The 18,824-nt window shown below is 48.0% G+C and carries 9 protein-coding genes; 4 read left to right on the forward strand and 5 right to left on the reverse strand.

The features are described from left to right. Nucleotides 1-5: 5 nt before the first annotated feature. The 5 genes from B9Y59_RS14510 to B9Y59_RS14535 form a co-directional block, all read right to left on the reverse strand. On the reverse strand, nucleotides 6-1,796 hold the full coding sequence (locus tag B9Y59_RS14510; RefSeq protein WP_085534338.1) for a sensor histidine kinase: 1,791 nt from the start codon (nucleotides 1,794-1,796) through the stop codon (nucleotides 6-8). Nucleotides 1,797-2,663: 867 nt separating this feature from the next. Continuing rightward, nucleotides 2,664-3,653 carry a galactofuranose ABC transporter, permease protein YjfF gene (yjfF, locus tag B9Y59_RS14520; RefSeq protein ID WP_054324872.1) on the reverse strand — a complete coding sequence of 330 codons (990 nt, stop codon included), beginning with the start codon at nucleotides 3,651-3,653 and terminating at the stop codon, nucleotides 2,664-2,666. After that, nucleotides 3,650-4,663 (reverse strand): ABC transporter permease, encoded by a 1,014-nt coding sequence (locus B9Y59_RS14525; RefSeq protein ID WP_054324871.1) that lies wholly within the window; start codon nucleotides 4,661-4,663, stop codon nucleotides 3,650-3,652. The genes yjfF and B9Y59_RS14525 overlap by 4 nt, the downstream gene beginning before the upstream one ends. After that, nucleotides 4,650-6,173, reverse strand: a complete 1,524-nt coding sequence (locus tag B9Y59_RS14530; protein ID WP_085534342.1) for a sugar ABC transporter ATP-binding protein — start codon at nucleotides 6,171-6,173, stop codon at nucleotides 4,650-4,652. Before B9Y59_RS14530 ends, B9Y59_RS14525 begins: the two co-directional genes overlap by 14 nt. A gap of 116 nt (nucleotides 6,174-6,289) precedes the next feature. Next, nucleotides 6,290-7,330, reverse strand: coding sequence for an ABC transporter substrate-binding protein (locus B9Y59_RS14535; RefSeq protein WP_082402299.1), 1,041 nt, complete (start codon nucleotides 7,328-7,330; stop codon nucleotides 6,290-6,292). A gap of 850 nt (nucleotides 7,331-8,180) precedes the next feature. Between B9Y59_RS14535 and B9Y59_RS14540 the strand changes: the two genes are divergently transcribed. The 4 genes from B9Y59_RS14540 to B9Y59_RS14555 all read left to right on the forward strand — a co-directional run bounded on the left by B9Y59_RS14540 (nucleotide 8,181) and on the right by B9Y59_RS14555 (nucleotide 18,495). After that, on the forward strand, nucleotides 8,181-14,777 hold the full coding sequence (locus B9Y59_RS14540; RefSeq protein ID WP_158089053.1) for a polysaccharide lyase family 8 super-sandwich domain-containing protein: 6,597 nt from the start codon (nucleotides 8,181-8,183) through the stop codon (nucleotides 14,775-14,777). A gap of 494 nt (nucleotides 14,778-15,271) precedes the next feature. Continuing rightward, nucleotides 15,272-15,637 carry a BlaI/MecI/CopY family transcriptional regulator gene (locus tag B9Y59_RS14545; protein ID WP_085534346.1) on the forward strand — a complete coding sequence of 122 codons (366 nt, stop codon included), beginning with the start codon at nucleotides 15,272-15,274 and terminating at the stop codon, nucleotides 15,635-15,637. A 2-nt stretch (nucleotides 15,638-15,639) separates the two neighbouring features. Then, nucleotides 15,640-17,457: a M56 family metallopeptidase gene (locus B9Y59_RS14550; RefSeq protein ID WP_085534348.1), complete on the forward strand. Its 1,818-nt coding sequence runs from the start codon at nucleotides 15,640-15,642 to the stop codon at nucleotides 17,455-17,457. A gap of 528 nt (nucleotides 17,458-17,985) precedes the next feature. Next, nucleotides 17,986-18,495 (forward strand): hypothetical protein, encoded by a 510-nt coding sequence (locus B9Y59_RS14555; RefSeq protein ID WP_143255328.1) that lies wholly within the window; start codon nucleotides 17,986-17,988, stop codon nucleotides 18,493-18,495. Nucleotides 18,496-18,824: the final 329 nt, after the last annotated feature.

Here is an 18,824-nt window from a genome sequence, read left to right on the forward strand (position 1 = left end):
CCCCATCACTCCTCATCGAATTTCTTTGGCCTTTGATCCAAAGGCAGCGTAATCGTCACACGGGTCCCTTCGCCCAGTGTGCTCTCGACATGTACGCCGTATCCCTCTCCGTAACAGAGTTGGATGCGCTCTCGGATGTAGAACAGCCCAAAGCTCTTCTGTTCATCCAACACGCTGCGTTCACTCATCCGCCGGTTGATTTCGTCCACCTTTTCCTGGGGCATCCCCGCGCCGTCATCCCGCACAGTAAAGAGTAGGTTCCTCTCCACAGGTTCTCCTGTAATATAAATCGTTCCTCCCCCTCGCTTCGCCTTGATGCCGTGATAAATTGCATTTTCCACCAAAGGCTGTAGGATCAATTTCGGCACCTCGATGGAATAGAGGGATTCGTCCACCTGGATCTGGTAGTTCAATTTGTCCTTATATCGAATTTTTTGAATGTACAGGTAATTGGAAACATGCGTGATTTCCTCTTTGACACTGATAATATCCTTGCCGTGACTCAGGCCGATGCGGAACATATTGGTCAGCGCATCCACCAACCGCACAATGTCGTCCGCTTCGTAGTCGCGGGCCATCCAACTGATGGTGTCGAGTGTGTTATATAGGAAATGCGGCTTGATCTGCTCCTGGAGGGACTTCATCTCGGCTGTACGCTTGTTTTTCTGTTCTACGTAGACCATTTGAATCAGGTCGTCAATGCGTGCAATCATATGGTTGAAACTCTGTCCCAATTCGCCGATCTCATCATTATTGCGCCCATTGAACCGAACAGTTAGATCTCCGGATTCTGCCTGCCGCATCAGGCGCTTTAACTTAAAGATCGGGTTGGTGAGCGTCCGAGTCAATTGGAAGGACACAATCACCACCAGCACCAGAGAAATAATGACACAGGCCAGAAGAATGTACACAATGGTATTGACGCTGGACATCACTTCATCGAGCGAAAACACCCCCACAGTACGCCATCCTGTATAAGGAGACAGTTCACTTCGGATTTGGTAGCTGCCGCCGCCAATCTGCACCGACATGGGCTCCGCAGACCGGAACCACTTGGGATTGACGCGGTATACAATCTCATTGACGGGCGTGTATACCATATTGTCCTCCTCGTCGATGACAAAGACAAAACCTTCTTCTCCAATGGTGATGCCATTGATGGAACTCTGAATGATGTCATGCCGGATGTCCAGCAGAATGACCCCCAGCACCTCGCCGGTGTCCGGGTTTTGGACGGCCTTGGCCAGAGAGAACACGTCGTCGATGCTATAGCTGCGGTTGGTCACGATATTTCGGCCTGTCACCACGCTGATGAGCTGGATTTCCTCCGGGTTTTCCACAGCCTCACGGTACCACTGTTCATTTTCGAATGGGTCGCGCGAGATACGCGACATCCCTGTGCTGACATAAAGGTCCTCTTTTGAAGCGATTAAAATCCCCGCCACCTCACGGTGCGAGTTTGCAACATTTTCCAATATAGAGCGTATATAAGCGGTTTCGTCCCTCCACCCTGGGGCATCATCCGATCGCATGTTAAAAAACGGGGTGTCCCGCACCTCCAGCTGGACATAATTCACCATCTTTTCAATAGTTTCGACATATACATCCATGGAATTGCTCACCTGATGAATCATCTGTACGGAGTGTTCCTCTGCCGTTTTCTGTGCATGATTCAGAAATACGATTCCGCTGACAATCGAAAAGATCAGGAAGGGGATGAGCGCCACAACAATGTTGGACAGGATCATTCTGGTCCGTAAACTGACATTCAGCACTATATCCCGTATTTTTTTCAATGCATCTCCCTCGCTTTCTCTTCGAAATATTTTCGACTTTATAGCATGGTTCTGTCAACAATCTTTTTTGCCGGCCTCTTAAACCGGCCGCTGCTTTTGGTTGATCTATTTGTTTCGCATGGAATCCCTTGCATTCCATTCAAACGGCTTGAATGCGCTTTCTGTTCTTCGCACCATGGGCGCTAAGCTCTTCTTTTAAGGCCCCGAGGTTTCTTCCCACGCCACAGGGCATATTTTCTGAAACTTTGTGCCATCCGGGAAAGTTCTCTAGGTCATGCCAAAAGTCCTTCTTCGATGGACTCTCCCTTGCCGCATGCCTATCTCTGACATATGCAGATAGCGCCCAGATAACCGGGCATTCTCTTCCATATCGCACTCCCCTGTACGGCCACCCGGCCTCCCGTTGAAAATGGAGCGCCCGCCAAAAGGGACGCCGCCAGGAGCGTTCGATACAGGGCCGGCACTTTGTGGTAATGGGATGCCTTTTCCTCCGGTCAAATACCATTGCATGCAAACCAAGACATATGCAGATAGCGCCCAGATAACCGGGCATTCCCTTCCATATCGCGCTCCCCTGTACGGCCACCCGGCCTCCCGTTGAAAATGGAGCGCCCGCTAAAAGGGGCGCCGCCAGGAGCCTTCAATACAGGGCCGGCACTTTGTGGTAATGGATGCCTTTTCCTCCGGTCAAATACCATTGCATGCGAGCCAAGACCCATAACGAGCAACCCTCTATCGGAAGATCAAAAACACGAGTATCCCTGACAGAACTTATGCAAAAGCTCTGCCAGGGATAACGATTCATTTTAAAACGGGGCTCTGTCTATTCCGACCTATTGCGTATAATCTCAGCAAGACACAGGCCGCTTAGTTCGTGCCCTTCATCTTTTCCGCACGGATGGCAATCACACGCTGGATAACAATGAAGATGCACAACAAGGCTGCAATAGTCACCTTTGTCCACCAAGTGTTCAAGTTCTGATAGGTCACGATGGTCTGGATGACACCCTGGATCAAAACACCGACCGTAGTACCAACCACATTGCCCACGCCGCCGGTCAACAGGGTGCCGCCGATGACGGAGGAGGAAATCGCATCGAGTTCCAGACCCATGTTCTGTAGCGAGTAGCCTGCCAGGGTGTAGAAGCTGAACACCACGCCAGCCAACGCCGCACAGAAGCTGCTGATCGCGTATACAGCGACTTTCGTGCGTGCAACTGGCAAGCCCATCAGGATTGCAGATTGCTCATTGCCGCCGACCGCATATACTGTACGGCCAAAGCGTGTAAACTTCAACACAAACAGGGATACCAGCAGCACCGCCAATGCGATGAATACATAGAAGTAGATCCTGCCGCCGAGAAGCGTGATTTTCGTCAACGCCATCGTCTTGTAGAATTCATCCGAGATCGGGATGGACTCGGTGCTAATGACCGCACACATGCCGCGCATGAAGAACTGACCTGCCAGCGTGACGATGAATGGCTGAAGTTTGAAATAATGGATCATATAGCCCATCAAAGCACCAAACGCCAGGCCGATCAGCAACACGAGAGGAATCACGATGAATGGACTCCAGCCGAGCCGCAGTAAAAATGCAGAAAATACGCATGTAAAAGCAATCGTCGATGCGATCGAAATATCGATGCCGCCTGTCAACAGTACAAACGTGATACCAATCGAAGCAATAATGAGATAGGCGTTGTCGTTAAACAGGTTAAAGAACGTTGAGAAGGACAAAAAGTTGTCATACGCAATGGAACCTGCTCCGAACAGTACAATAAACAGGACGGTTGTAATTGCCAGGGAAATATTTTTGATCGGAAAACCTTTTTTCTTTTTGTTCTGTCCACTCATGCCTGGCTCACCGCCTTCCGGGATACAAAACGCCTCTTGAGTCTCTCCTTAAAGGCCTTGGATTGGAACAGGCAGATAAAAATAACAATCAGGGACTTGACCACCAGCGTGACCTCGGGGGCAACGCCCATAGCATAAATGGAGGTGGTGATACTTTGGATAATCAGCGCGCCAAACAGGCTCGCCGGAATGGAGAACCGGCCGCCGTTCAGAGAAGTGCCGCCGATGGCAACCGCAAGGATGGCGTCCATCTCGATCAAAAGGCCTGCATTATTGCAGTCCGCACCTTTGATACCCGCGCTTTCGATCAGCCCGGCAACCGCCGCCATCACGCCGCAGAAGGTATAGACCATCCATTTGATGCGGTCCACATTGATTCCCGCAAAATGGCTGGACACCGGGTTGATACCCGTGGACTCCAGGAACAAGCCGAAAGCCGTCTTCTTTGTGAACAGCATGGCAACCAGTACGACAAATGCCACGATAAAGATGGGGAACGGCAATCCAAGGATATAGCCGCCGTTGATAAAATAGTAGGAATCCGAATTGATGGTGATAATCTTGCCATTGGTGATAAGCTGTGCAATACCACGGCCTGCCACCATCAGGATCATGGTTGCGACAATGGGCTGAATCTTAACCTTCGAGACCAACATCCCATTCCAAGCTCCTGTAACAACTCCCGCCAAAATTGCCACCAACACCGCAACAGCCACATTGCCGCCATTCGCAACAATGCTGCATGCGATTGCGCCGCTGATTGCCATAACTGAGCCGACCGAAATGTCCGTTCCGCCCGTGGCCAAAACCAACGTCATGCCGGTAGCCAACAACATAAGTTTACTACCATTCCTTAAAATGTCAATGATTCTTCCATATAGGTGCCCATCCACAATCTTCATTTCAAAGAATGCGCCGCCGGAGATAATTCCGTTGACTAACAGAATCAACAGAAAGATCACCATGGGCCAAAAAACCTGAGCTTTGCTCCACTTTTTAAGCAGGTTCATTCTCCGCACCTCCCGCAATAAAATGCATAATCGCAGCTTCCGAAATCTCCTGTCCGGCCAGCTCTGCAACTTTCTTTTTGTCCCGCAGGACGATCATACGGTCACAGCAGCGCAGCATCTCATCAATTTCCGAGGAAATGAAAATGACTGCCATTCCCTGTTCCGCAAGCTGGACCACCAGCTTTTGAATTTCAGCCTTTGTACCGATGTCGATGCCGCGGGTCGGTTCGTCCAACATCAACAGGTCTGGATTGGTGGCCATCCACCGTGCCAATATGACCTTCTGTTGGTTGCCACCGGAGAGATTCTTGATAAGCTGATCTGCGGATGGCGTCTTAATCTCCAATTTTTCAATAAATTCATCCGCCAGTTTCTGGGCCTCCGCCTTTGAAATGGCCCGGAACATGCCGCGCTTTGCCTGGAGCGCCAGGATGATATTATCCCGAATACTCAGGTCTCCGACAATTCCCTCTGTCTTTCGGTTTTCCGGACAGAAGGCAAACCCTTTGCGGATTGCGGCCAATGTGCTGCGATTGTGAATCTTTTCTCCCTTGAGGTCCATCTCGCCTCCATTGAGGCGGTCCACACTGAAGATCAGGCGGACAATCTCAGAACGGCCGGAACCCAGCAGGCCGGAGAGTCCGAGAACCTCTCCGCGGTTGATGTCGAGTGAAATGGAGTCGATGGTCCCCGCGCCGCTGGCATCCTTGAGGGAGAGCAGCGTCTCTTTTTTGGCCTGTTCCGCCTCCTCGTTGACAAACCGCTGATTCAAGTCCGCATACTCCTTGCCGATCATCTTAGCGACCAGCTGTACACGCGGCAGGTCCGCGGTTGCATATGTACCCACATATCCACCGTTGCGCAGGACGGTGATCGTATCGGTGACCTCGTAAACCTGGTCGAGGAAGTGGGTGACGAAGATAATCCCCATCCCCTGCTTTTTCAGCATGCGCATGATTTCAAACAACTTTTGTACTTCTGGCGCGGAAAGGCTGGACGTAGGTTCGTCCAGGATCAGCACTTTTGCCGAGACGTCCACCGCGCGGGCGATGGCAACCATCTGTTGTATGGCCACGGAGTAGGAATCCAACGTCTTGGTCACATCGATGCTCAAGTCAAACCGCTTCAAAAGTTCTTTAGATCGGGTATTGATGGTTTTCCAATCGATACGCCCACCCTTTTTCGGCTCGCGGCCAATATAGACATTTTCCGCAACCGAAAGATTCGGGCACAGGTTGACCTCCTGATACACCGTACTGATACCGGCATTCTGGGCTTCCTGCGGTGTTTTTGGGAAAATCTCTTTCCCATCCAACAGGACGGTTCCCCCGTCGCGCTCTTCTACGCCTGTTAAAACCTTAATCAAAGTGGACTTTCCCGCGCCGTTCTCGCCCAGCAACGCGTGGATCTCGCCTTTTTGTAGTGTAAACTGCACGTCGTTGAGCGCGACGACGCCAGGGAATGTCTTGGATATATGCGACATTTGGATCAATGCCGATTCGCCGCTCATTGCAGCCCCTCCTTTTGGTATGCAAAATCCGCCTCCGTCTCAACAGGCGGGGCGGATTTTGCAGAGTCGGTAAAATTTATGGAATGAAGAAGAAAGAAAGTGAAGGAGAAATCAAATTAATATACGCGGTCCTTGATGTCTTCCGCGGCAGTTTCCTGACGGAAAATGCTCTCTTCGGGCTTTACCCACTTTTCAACCGTTTCGCCGTCCTTGAGCTTCTGAGCAGTCTCAAAGAAGATCGGTCCAAGCAGCGGGTTGCATTCGATGGTCACGTTGGCTTCACCAGCGACCATTGCTTCAAAGATTGCTTTGACGCCGTCGCAGGATACAGTCTTAATGTCCTCACCGGGCTTGAGACCGGCCTCTTTGATGGCCTCGATTGCGCCGAGCATCATATCGTCGTTGTGTGCATAAACACCCTTGATTTCAGAACCATAGGTCTTGAGGAAGGACTCCATAACCTCTTTGCCTTTTGCACGGGTAAAGTCGCCCGTCTGGGATGCGAGGATCTCAATGTCCGGGTACTCCGCCGCAATCTGGTCATCAAAGCCCTTCTTACGGTCGTTTGCCGAGGAGGCGCCGACGGTGCCCTCCAGCTCTACGATCTTACCGCTGTTGTTGAGTAGTCTTGCCATCTCATCCGCCGCGTTCTTGCCCTCTTCGATGAAGTCAGAGCCGATGAATGTTGCATAGAGGTCTTCCGGAACATCCGCCATACGGTCTACCAGGATGATCGGGATACCTGCATCTTTTGCCTCGGTAAATACGGCGTCCCAGCCGGTCTCAACAACTGGAGCCAAACCGATGACATCGACACCCATATCAATAAAGGATTTAATTGCCTTGATCTGATTTTCCTGCTTCTGTTGTGCATCTGCAAACTTAAAGTCGATGGTATCTACGTTCTGGCCTGCATGGAACTGAATGGAAGCAGTCTCTGCGTCGCGCCATCCGGATTCCTGCCCGATCTGTGCAAAGCCAACCTTCAATTTTCCATCGTCCGCGTCGCCGCCACCCTCGTTTGTTGCGCTCGTACCATCGGTCGAAGCAGTACCGTCGGTCCCCGCCGGGGTATCTTCTGTGCTGCCGCAGCCGGTGAAGCATGCGCCCATCATCAAGACAGAAAGGATAGCTGCTACAATTCTTCTCGTTTTCATAGATCGTTCCTCCTATGTAACTTTGACTGTTTGTTTTTTGGTTCGGCCGGTTTGATTACCGCCCTAGGGCCGTTCCCCTTTCGTTGTCTCTATTGTATCTGGTTTTGTTTTTAAAGTCTTTACGATAACAAAACTGGAATTTACAATATTTTAGCAGACCTTCGCTTTATTCTCTTTCATGCAGTCCCTCCTGAAAGGGGAACGTTACACAATTCTTTTCCCAACTTATGTAGTAAAAATCGCTGTACAAATGCCGGAATTTCCCCAATAGGCCCGATGTTCACAACTATTTGTTCGCTTAAAAGCAATAGGGATTCCCTACTTTTCGCATGGGCTATCCCTATTATAAGTGTCATTGCTTGGATAACATATAAAAGGAAGGTTGTCCACCCAATACCGCGGCTTCTGTCCTTTTGTAAATATTTTCAATGCAAATGGTATGCCTTCCCCATCCTTCTATAGACCTGTTTCAACCCGCCGCATATTTCTTTTCCACCCATAGCAACTGCCTTAAAATTTCCGAATGAAGTCAGGACCTCTGGTAAAATAAAACCATTTTCAATTTTTATAGAAAATCAAAACTATTTTCATTTTTTCTATTGATTTTTACATAATGGTGTGATTAAATATACATAGATTTAATGAATTTATAAATAATGCCAAATTATTTATAAAAAGGAGGTGTATAAAACAGTCTGGTAAGTTTGTCTATCCGGAAAGCAAGCCGGCAGAACTTGATCGTTGCCGCATGCCTTTCCTGCATTTTATAGGCAAACGGCGCGAGCTAACGCGCTCATTTCCATTGCTTTTTCGCAGGAGATCAAAGAAAGAGGATAAGGGGGAAATCAAGATGAAAAAGAAGGTGTTGGCACTTTTTCTGGTACTGGTGATGGCGCTTACCGGCACGGGACTTGGCATGCCAGTCGCTTTAGGTGCACCAGAGGAATTGGACGCTTATGATCAGCTGCGTCTGAAATGGTACAATATGGCTGTAGGCGGCGATTATGAGGAAAACGACCCGGATTTGCAGCCTATGCTCCAATCCATCAACGACACAGCGCAGGACTATTGGGATCGCATGAATCCTTCGCCTGTTTGTAACGCGGTAAACGGGCGCTATAATGGTGTAGAAGGAGCAGGCGACTCCTCTCAGGACTATTTATGGGAAGAGTATCCACTTGGTTGGCGCGGTGATTCAATTGATTCGAATAGTATCCATTTTTCGTATCAATATCTGCGTGCAATGGCGCTGGCACATGAGACGAGGGGCTGTGAATTATATCACAACGAAGCTCTTTTAGCAGATATTGAGCGTGGCCTGGAGTATTTGTATATAAACCACTTCAATGAAAGTATAAGCAATTACGGCAACTGGTTTGGGTGGGGAATTGGAGCTCCCATTTATTTGGATGAAACACTCATTCTTTTGTATGATTCCCTGCCGTGGGAAGATATCTTAAAATATGCAGTGGTATCTCGCAAATGGGCGGAGAATAATATGATTGGCGCTGCGAATTCCCTTTGGCAGTTACGTGCGAGTATGTATGCAGGTATGTTGCTAAAAGATCAGATGGGTAATTATAAAGGATCGCAAATGACCGGTGGACAGATGTTGGAGCGCGTACAGCAAAAAGTGCCGGATTACTTGGGGTATGTGACCAGCGGGGATGGGTATTATCCAGATGGTACCTATATTGCCCATTCCAATATCGCATATAACGGCGGTTATGGTTATACGGCCCTGTCCGAATCTTGCCATTTGGTGTATATGCTGACCGATACTCCTTGGGAAATTATGGATGAAAAAGCCAAAAACGTGTTTCAATGGATTTATGACTCCTACGAAACGATCATCTACAACGGGGTGTTAATGGATGCTTTCCGTGGACGCGAGATCGCCCGAACCGATATGAAACAAGCCGATGCGGCAATTATTGTAGTAAATGCAATCCTAATGGCGATCGAGATGGCGGAACCCGAGGACGCCGCCAACTATAAGTCCATGATTAAGCAGTGGTATGCAGGGAATACGTATACTCTAAAGAATCTGAATGAAAGCGCAGACCTGCCATGGCATAAATTCCCGTTGGATACCGTTGTACGGATCCTTAACATTGTCGACGACGACACGATCCAGCCCCGCCATATAACAGGAAAATATTATCAATTTACACAATCTGACCGTGCCGTTTTACGCGGCGAAACATTTTCTGCCTGTGTTGCAATGGCTTCGAAGCGAATCGCTCATTATGAAACTGGAGATGTCAATACAAAGGGCTGGAACACGGGAAGCGGCATGACCTACATATATAATGGCGATCTGGAGCGGTACGACGGCTTGAATAAAGCAACCATCGACTGGTTCCGGCTCCCGGGCACAACCTCTGTTTACAATAAGAAAGTCAATACGGGAACTTCCTCTCAATCTTTTGCTGGTGGTACGGGCGATGGAATGTATGGTGTTTCTGGAATGCAATTGGCGGCACCTGGGACCAATTTGAAAGCAAAAAAGTCTTGGTTTATGTTTGACGATGAAATCGTCGCATTGGGTTCGGACATTCAGTCCAGCGGCGATTCCGAATCTACGGAAACCACCTTTGAGAATTATATGATCGACGATGCTGGCGATAATCGCCTGGTGGTCGATGGAGAAGAACAGCCCTCAGAACTCGGATGGGAAGAAAAGAAATCCGATGTACAATGGTTGAATATTGAAGCAAATGTCGAAGGAGCCAACCTTGGCATTTATTTCCCAGAGAAGGAAACCGTTTCTATGAAAAGAGAAACCCGCTCTGGAAGATGGACGGATTTGGGCGGCTATAATACCGACGCAACCTTATATTCTGCCAACTATCTCACCCTTTGGAAAGACCATGGGGTAAATCCGATAAACGAAACATATTCTTACATCCTGCTGCCAAACAAGACAGCCAACGAGACGGCTGATTATGCGGGAAACAGCGATGTAACCATTCTACGCAATGACGCACTGGTCCAGGCAGCCTATGAGAAAAACTTAAATCTGGTAGGGGCTAATTTCTGGGAGGGCGCCTCCATTGATGCAAAGGGGATCGGTAGCTACCTGACTTCGGATAGCCCTTCTTCGGTGATGGTTCGCGAAAATGACCGCGAAATGGAAATCTCTGTGTCCGACCCAACACAAGAGAATAAGGGAAGTATCCAAATTGAGCTTAACCGTGCAGCGCGCGGAGTCATTTCTGCAGACGAGGGTGTGGAGGTGCTCTCCACAACTCCAACCATTCGGCTCAAGGTTCATGTGAACAATGCGAAAGGTAAGACCTTCTCTACTAAGCTTTCCTTTGAGGATCTGGGGGAACCGGAATCAACAGCCATTGAAGGCTTTAAGACCGAAGGGGACGAAGTGGTCGTTACGCTCGCACCAGCTGCCCGTGCAAAGGCTTACACGCTGAGATATGGCACAGAGAGTGGAAAGTATCCCTATACGCAATCGTCCACAGGAACTTCCATCCGTTTGAACGGCTTAACGGCAGGAGAAACCTACTACTTTACTGCGGTCGCGTTTAATGATTCCGGAGAAAGCCCGCAAGCTCTGGAACAAAGCTTTACCGTTCCGTTAACCACGCAGTTTACCGACCATTTTGATACTATGGATCAGATTTTGAGCAGGAGCTCCAATATCCTATTGGAGGTTTCCGATGGGGCAAACTTTAGCGGGGATACCTCTACGCTCAAACGTGCAACTATGGAGGAAGGTTGGATCACCTATTCATTGCCGGCTCTTTCCAACTTTACATTGGTTTCTTATATCCACTCCACAGCTCCTGGTACTGTGACTTTGTTTACTTCTCCGGACAATGAGGTATGGACTGAATTGCAGACAAAGGATCAAACCAGCGGCAGTAGTTGGGTTCGCCATACGATTACTCCTCTGGGGAAGATTCCAGAAGGTACCAATTATCTGAAAATTGTTCTGAATGGTACAACGAAAGCGTGGAGCCCACAGCTTTCCGATTTGACAGCGACGATTGCATATGGCGTGAAAGAACGTCAAATGGTGGATTCCATGGTGGATTTCTCCAAAATATATCGGGCGGATCATGTAGTATTGCACAATGGAGCGATTGAGGCACAGGACCAGAATACCGGCTCGTTGGTGTACAGCTTGACTCAAATGCAGGAAATGGTTGTGCAGGCTTCTGGAAACGTATCCCTTGCCGTCTCAGAGGACGGGCTGTCCTATACGGCGTTGGATGATCTGGAAATCACAGATCGCGCAATCCATGCGGAATTGAATGGCGCAAAATATGTGCAGATCATGCTGAACGGTGACGCTAAGGTGGGCGGTGTGCAGATCGATTATCTACATGAGATTGCGCCCATTGAAGCGATTCGATTTGATGAGGATACTTTCCGTGCAGTAGCTCTGTACGATGTTGAGCCGTCTATCAAAAAAGCCCCTATGAATGGCACCGGTGAATTGCTCTATGAGACTTCCAATGAAGCGATTGCCACCTATGGGAACGGTATCCTCCATCCCAAAGCAGTGGGAAGTACCGATCTGACGGCCTCCGTTTTAGGAAGTGACATTACGGCGGAGGCGACTGTGGATGTCTATCATAATGTAGCCAAGAACAAAACTGCAACCAGCAGCGCTTATTATAATGGCTATGCGCCGGACAAGGCTTTTGACGGCAACATGAACGATGCTGCACGTTGGCAGAGCAGCGGGAGTGGAATCTCTTGGATTCAGGTGGATTTGGGAGAAATCGCAGAAATCGAATGGATGGATTTTACCTGGGACAGCATAGGAGGCGACTATGCGGTAACATTTTCTGAAGATGGGGATACTTGGAGCAAACCGATCACAATGAAAGAAGCAGATGGTAAACAGGTTGCTGTGGAAACGCCGGGAATCAAGGCACGCTATGTAAAACTGACCGGACTGGCGGAGAATGCCGTCTACGGTTTAGTGGAATGGCGGCTCCTGAACAGTAGCCACGCGGGTTCTGACGAGGACGTAGTGGATACCAACATTGCTTTGAACCAAGAAATCCTATGCAGCAATGAGAATATTGAAGGCGGGTATGCGGCCAAAAACGCAGTGGATGGAGATCTCAATACACGGTGGGATGTCGATAAATCCCACCGTGACGACAACCAGTGGATCGCGGTCAATCTAGGAGAGCCTTCTACGGTTACTGCGGTCAATCTGAACTTTGAAGCAGCCTATGCAAAAGAGTATACGATCCAGATTTCCGATGATGGAAAGAAGTGGACCGATCTGCTGACCAATAAAGCAGGAGCGGTTGGCTGGAATTACCATAACCTGGAAAGCCCCGTTCAGGCCCAGTACGTCAAGATGCAGTGTATTAAGCGCGGGACTAATTACGGCGTAAGCCTGTTCGAATTCGAAGTCATAGGGAGAAATCAGGCATCGATGGAGCCAGTAGAGCTTACTTCTATTACCATGCTTCAGGATTCCGTCAAACTATTGCCTGGGCATACCCAAACGCTCAATGTTCTCACAGAACCAGTAGCCAATGCGGCGAGCCTCCAATGGAGCAGTTCCGACGAGGCGATTGCCACAGTTAACGCTAATGGACTTGTGACGGCACACAAAGAAGGAACCGTAAGAATCACTGCATGTGCAACGCTCAATCCAAAAGTACAAGCGGTTTGCACCGTGACAGTTGTGCCTTACAGCGGCCTCCCCGTTTCGGTAGCTTCCGTGGAAATTCAAAACGCTCCGGAAGAGCCTATGACGGTTGGTACATCACAGGCGTTGCAAGTGGTTGTCCTCCCGGAAAACGCATCCAATCGGAATGTACAATGGATCAGCAGCGACAGTTCCGTAGCAAAGGTGAACAGCCGCGGCATTGTAACCGCGGTTGCTGAAGGAACTGCAACCATTACGGCAAAAAGCGTTGTTTCGGATTGCGAGGATCAAGTGGAGATAGCGGTTGTACCGAAAGAAGCTCCATCGGCACATGTTCTGGTGGTTCAATATGGAAATCAGGCGACCATGGAATTCAATGGAAATGTAGAACAAGAGATTCTCGATCAGGACGGCCTGTATGCGGCGTCCGTTTTGGGCGGCACAGAACTGACGCTTACCTTTATTCCAAAGGGCGAGGAATGCACGTTCCGTACAGTAACCCTAAATGGCAAACCTGTAGAAGGCGTTACACCGGACGGGTTGACATTCGCTTATACTATGAAAAATAGTAGCGCCAATCTGACCTTTGTATTTGAAACCGTCAATAAGTCTGTCTTAAAGACCATCCTAGAGGTCGCCGAAGGATTGGTGAATAGCGAGGAGTGGGAAGCGGCCGTCCCGTCCGTGCAGAAAGCTTTTGATAAGGCATTGGCAGAGGCGCGGTCTGTGTACTATGACAAGGACGCGTCCCAAGAACAGGTGAATCAAACTTGGAGCAACCTATTAGACGCAATTCACCATTTGTCCTTTGCTAAGGGGGATAAGAGCAGGCTGGAACAGTTGGTTTCTATTGCCGAGGAGTTGGAACCAACAGACTTCATAGAAGAAAGCTACAACGTAATGGCGCAAGCGCTGGAGGATGCTAAAAAGATCCTACAGGACGAGGATGCGCTGGAAAAAGAGGTACAAGATACCTACGATACGCTGTATGAAGCAATGGTTTCTTTGGAGCGTGTAGCGGAAAAAACCACTTTAAACAGTGCGATTGCTAAAGCAGTTGAGATCGAAACGAATCTGAACCTTTATATGACCGATGGAAAAGAGGCCTTTAAACGGGCTCTGGCCGCCGCAAAACGGGTTGCCGTGGATTCAAATGTTTCACAGGAGAAAGTGGATCGTGCAACGGAGGCATTAACAGAAGCGATGGCTGCTCTCCGTAAGCTAGCAGATAAGACCCAACTGGAAGAGTTGCTTCACAGAGCGAATACAATCAATCTGAGAGGCTATACTTCCTCCAGCGTGTCCCAGTTCAAAGCGGCATGCAATGTGTTGGAAGCATTGGTCAGCCAAAAAGAAGTTGCAGAAGAAGAAGCACAAGCTGCTATAAAAGCCTATTTAGTCGCAGAGGGCAATCTTAAACCGGCAAATTCTCCTTCGCCTTCCAAGAAAGGAAGCTCTTCAAAAAATGCTGCAGCAAATACGTATGCAGATGCCGGAAGGGTCCAGGTAGCGCCTGAGAACTCCATAGGATCTGCTGTACGCTCTGTTTTGTGCGATACAACCATTCCGTTTACAGTCAAACATGGTAGCGCATATTGTTTTAAGATTACCGTATTAAACGGAAGTCCTGAAACACCAAGCTTCACGGTGGGGAATGGCAACGTGCTCAAGACACAATTTGTGGCTAAAAGAGGGAACGACTATTATTACCGAGTTTGGGCAATCGGTATGCCAGGCGAAAGCGCTGGCGTTTATACACAGATGCCCAACGAAACGCCCCAAAGACAATGCGTAGTTACCATCGTATAAAATAGTTTATTGGACAAAACCGCCGGTTTCCCGGCGGTTTTGTCCTTTTTTATAAGAATTCCTTCCTGTCAAAGTCCACCATGCGGCTTTGAATCCCTACGTTAGCGCAGTTGTTAAAGACGTTCAAAAAGCCCGGCGCATACAAATCTAGAGCTTATGCCATCCGGCGTTCCCCAAGATATTCTGGCTTAATAGGGTTTTGTACAGGCCAGAAAGAATCGGTATATTTCCCCGGGCGAGAGGCTTCCAGGTAGGGTTGGTAAACCATCTACCAGGATACCAGATCGCACTGGTACACGTGTTCGCAATCTTGCGGTTTTTCCCAATGGTTCGCGTTCTTTCTAAGTATAGGGGATAACCGTCTAAAAGAAAACGGATGAAAGAAACTCCGCCAAAGTTTCCCCTGTTCGATTGCATCTTGACATTAAAGAAAAATAGGCATATACTTTATACATACAAAAGTATGTTAAACAGACAAAGAGAGGTGAAAATCCATGTTCAAGAAATTGTCCGAAGCCGAATTGGATGTCATGTTAGTAATCTGGAACGCGCAGGAATCTTTGGATACCGGCGAGATCGTCCGTAAACTGAAACAGGGCAAGAAGTTGCAGGCTGTGCAGGTCCTTTTGGGGCGGTTGGTCAACAAGGGATATGTATCTTGTGAAAAGATAGGACGTTTGAATTATTATACCCCACTTGTTCCACAAGCGGCGTATCGGGCGGCAGAGACGGAAACCTTTGTGGAAAAACTGTACCGCAATTCCCCGAAGTCCCTGATCGCCGCATTGGTCCAATCTCAACCTCTCAGTAAGGAGGACCTGGAAGAAATTCGGGCACTGTTGGATCGAGAGGAGAAGTAGGAATGTTGGAAAACCTGTTTGTCCAAACCCTCAGTGTATCCGTACAGGCGACTTTGCTGTTATTACCGCTCTTTTTCGCCGATAGATGGCTTACAAGGGCATTTCCCTCCCAGGCAAGATGCTTTTTATGGCTGGTGTTTAGTGTCCGGTTATTGATTCCGATGACCTTTGCATTCCCTCTTTCAGCGGGAAATGCAACTATGCAGGGTTCGGCCGGAACCATTTCTTCCTCCGGTTCTCAGGTTGTCTACCAGCAGCCGGACGTTCTTTCGCAGGCCTTTCCCGCTAGTCCCGTTCCTACATTTGACGCCCCCATGGAACCGTTCTATGAACACCTTCCTCTCCTGGAAGGTCTCGCACTGGTTTGGGTCATGGGGAGTATTTGCTTTTTGTTGACTCATATAGGGTTTTATCTTTTTCATATCCGATTCCTAAAGAAAAGCGCAGAATCCGGCTTGGGTCCGGAACAATCGATTCTTTTGGAACAGGTGCGGAAGGACATGCATATCCGGCGGGACATCCCCGTAAGAATCAGCAGCCATGCGGAGGGGCCTATGATCCTGGGGCTATTTCGTCCCGTGCTGATTTTGCCACAGATGAAACTGACGCAACAACAGTTGACATTTATTTTCCGCCACGAACTCGCCCACTATAGGCGGCACGATCTTCTGATGAAATGGCTGTTCCTTTTCGCGCAGAGTGTCCACTGGTTTAACCCCTTGGTACATATTCTGGCGAAGAAGGCAAATTTGGATTTGGAAAATGCCTGCGACGATACCGTCCTAAAGGGGAAAAGCCGCCTCTACCGGAAGGAATACGGGACGGTCCTACTGGAAGTCTTGACGGAACAGTCCCACAGGGTTCCCCTCTCTACCGGTTTTTCGGGAAAGAAAAAGGAAATGGTCCGGCGGTTCCAAAATATTGTACATCCATCGCCAAAGCGAAATGGACATGTCCTGATCGGTTGTATCGCAGTAGCTTTGGTATTGCTTACCAGTTCCCTGAACCCGGCGTCTGCGCAGGCGTTGAATCCTTCGGTTCTTTCCCAGTTAAAGGCAACCCATACAACCCCGGAAGAACAGGCCGCAACCAAGGCGCTTCTGGCGCAGTGCCTGGAAGGGTCAATGTTCGAAAACTACCAGCCCTTCCGCGATTTGCCGTTGACCGATGAAAATTACCAGAGGTACGAACAGGCGGAAGAATCATACTGCGATCTACTCCGAAAATATCCAGAAAACTCTCAGGTATATGAATATACATCGAACCCTTATTTTCTTCTAGTCGATATACAATCCCTTATGTCAAACGGCATTTTTTGTTGCCAAACAGATCAAGATCGAGCAGAGGGATGCTTTCGAATGATTTGGATGGACTTTTCCGATCCGACTTCACTGCAAGTAACCGATTTGGGAATTGCTTATCCAAATAAAGGCCGTTATTTAAACGAGAATATTCAATTTATACAACAACAATCCCAGCAAGCGTACAATATTGCCACCCGGTTCGGAATCGATCTGTCGGAGTATCAGAAGGCATATACGGGGATGTATCCGGCCGTAATCGAGAATGACGCTATCAATTTAGGTTGGTCCATTCAGGAACAATTAAAAAGACTAGGTCCATATAAATTTGAACAATTTGATAGGGCCCATATGATGGCCTATATTCATAACGATTCTACACAGGGTGTTATTTTAAATGCGGATCGGAGCGGTATCTATGCCCATTATTTTGAAGTCCCTACGATTGATGAAAGAAATCAAAGAAAAACATTAGAAAGCCAATTCCCTATCATCCGTTCAGAATGTCAGTCTTCATAACCATCTCATTTCAAATACCACTACAATAAAGCATAGTAGCGATAGGGATACCCTGCAATTTGATGGTGGCTGTCATTTCATATATCCCCATTACAAATAAACAAAACCAAACGATTATTATGTATGAGAAAGGATGTATAAAATGAAAAAAAGATTTTGTCCGTAGTCTGTATCCTATTATTCATGTACTGTCTGCCTTCTGCGGCCTTTGCCTATTCTGTAAGTGGAAATGCAAGTGTGACGGGAAACATCAGCTTATAAGTGTAGAACTCCATCATGAGAAACAAGTAATTGTGGAATTAAAAATACCCAAAACGAATCATATAAATCGAATAATATTAAATAGACATATTGACTGCTTAGGCAAATCATTATAATATCTATATAGAACCATTTTTAAAGACCAAATTGGATGATTTTAAAGGGGTGATTGTGTTGAAAAAGTTTCTGAGTCTCTGTTTATGTCTTTGCTGCCTCCTGTTTTTCGCAATGCCTGCTTTTGCCGCGACTACAAAGGAAACTGGAAATTTGCAAGCCTATCAGTCGGTATTGGACAAGTTAAACGAAGAATATGGAACGACGTTCCATTTTCCAACCGAAGAGGAGTTGCATGAAGTAGGCCTTACCAATACGGTCGACCCGAGAACCGCGACTGTCTCCGCAACAGAGTTTGAGAAATACATGCGTCCGATCGCCGAGCGGATTTCCCAGGCAAATTTGGAAGCGGAAAGAGAGTGGGAAGAGATCTCCGCCCGCGCTGTAACAGGCGCGGAAGAAGCATCAAAGAAGGCGGCCTCTGTTCAGATACCAAAACAGTTGGAACAAACGATTGAAGGCACTGTTATAAGTTTCAGCTCCTACGCGGAGGACCGTGCGGGGTATCGGCGTTGGGATTCTTTTATAAAGTCCTATCCTCCCATGGATTGCGATTATGGTAGACATCTGTATTTGCCTACAAAGGCAAGTAAAGCAAATTATCCAAATAATTCCTGCATACATTTGCCTATATTTATAGGAAAATGCGGCGAACCAACATGATGAAGTGCGTTTTACAACGGACGATCCGGATAACGATTCCTACAAATACTTAGATGCTTATCGAACATGTGCAGTAAAGTATACAGAAATACTTGATTTGAATACACTTGTAGGTTGGATTCCTTCGGATCATACACAAACCGCTGAGTGGTATGCCAGCATGTGGCATTTTCAGCAGCAGACAAATTGCTTCGTATCCTTTAAGAGGGCAAAGAGGGGAGATCACCTCGCTGCCCTCTTTTCGATTTGTTTATAAAACCTTGACACTAAGAAAAATATCCTATATACTTTTAACATACAACTGTATGTTAAACAAACAAAGAGAGGTG

Origin of the sequence: Anaeromassilibacillus sp. Marseille-P3371 (assembly GCF_900169665.1) — a bacterium.
Classification (GTDB): domain Bacteria; phylum Bacillota; class Clostridia; order Oscillospirales; family Acutalibacteraceae; genus Anaeromassilibacillus.

Coding starts and splice junctions, on each gene's coding strand:
- yjfF (WP_054324872.1), bottom strand. CDS start 3,653: ATGAGTGGACAGAACAAAAAGAAAAAAGGTTTTCCGATCAAAAATATT.
- B9Y59_RS14525 (WP_054324871.1), bottom strand. CDS start 4,663: ATGAACCTGCTTAAAAAGTGGAGCAAAGCTCAGGTTTTTTGGCCCATG.
- B9Y59_RS14530 (WP_085534342.1), bottom strand. CDS start 6,173: ATGAGCGGCGAATCGGCATTGATCCAAATGTCGCATATATCCAAGACA.
- B9Y59_RS14535 (WP_082402299.1), bottom strand. CDS start 7,330: ATGAAAACGAGAAGAATTGTAGCAGCTATCCTTTCTGTCTTGATGATG.
- B9Y59_RS14540 (WP_158089053.1), top strand. CDS start 8,181: ATGAAAAAGAAGGTGTTGGCACTTTTTCTGGTACTGGTGATGGCGCTT.
- B9Y59_RS14545 (WP_085534346.1), top strand. CDS start 15,272: ATGTTCAAGAAATTGTCCGAAGCCGAATTGGATGTCATGTTAGTAATC.
- B9Y59_RS14550 (WP_085534348.1), top strand. CDS start 15,640: ATGTTGGAAAACCTGTTTGTCCAAACCCTCAGTGTATCCGTACAGGCG.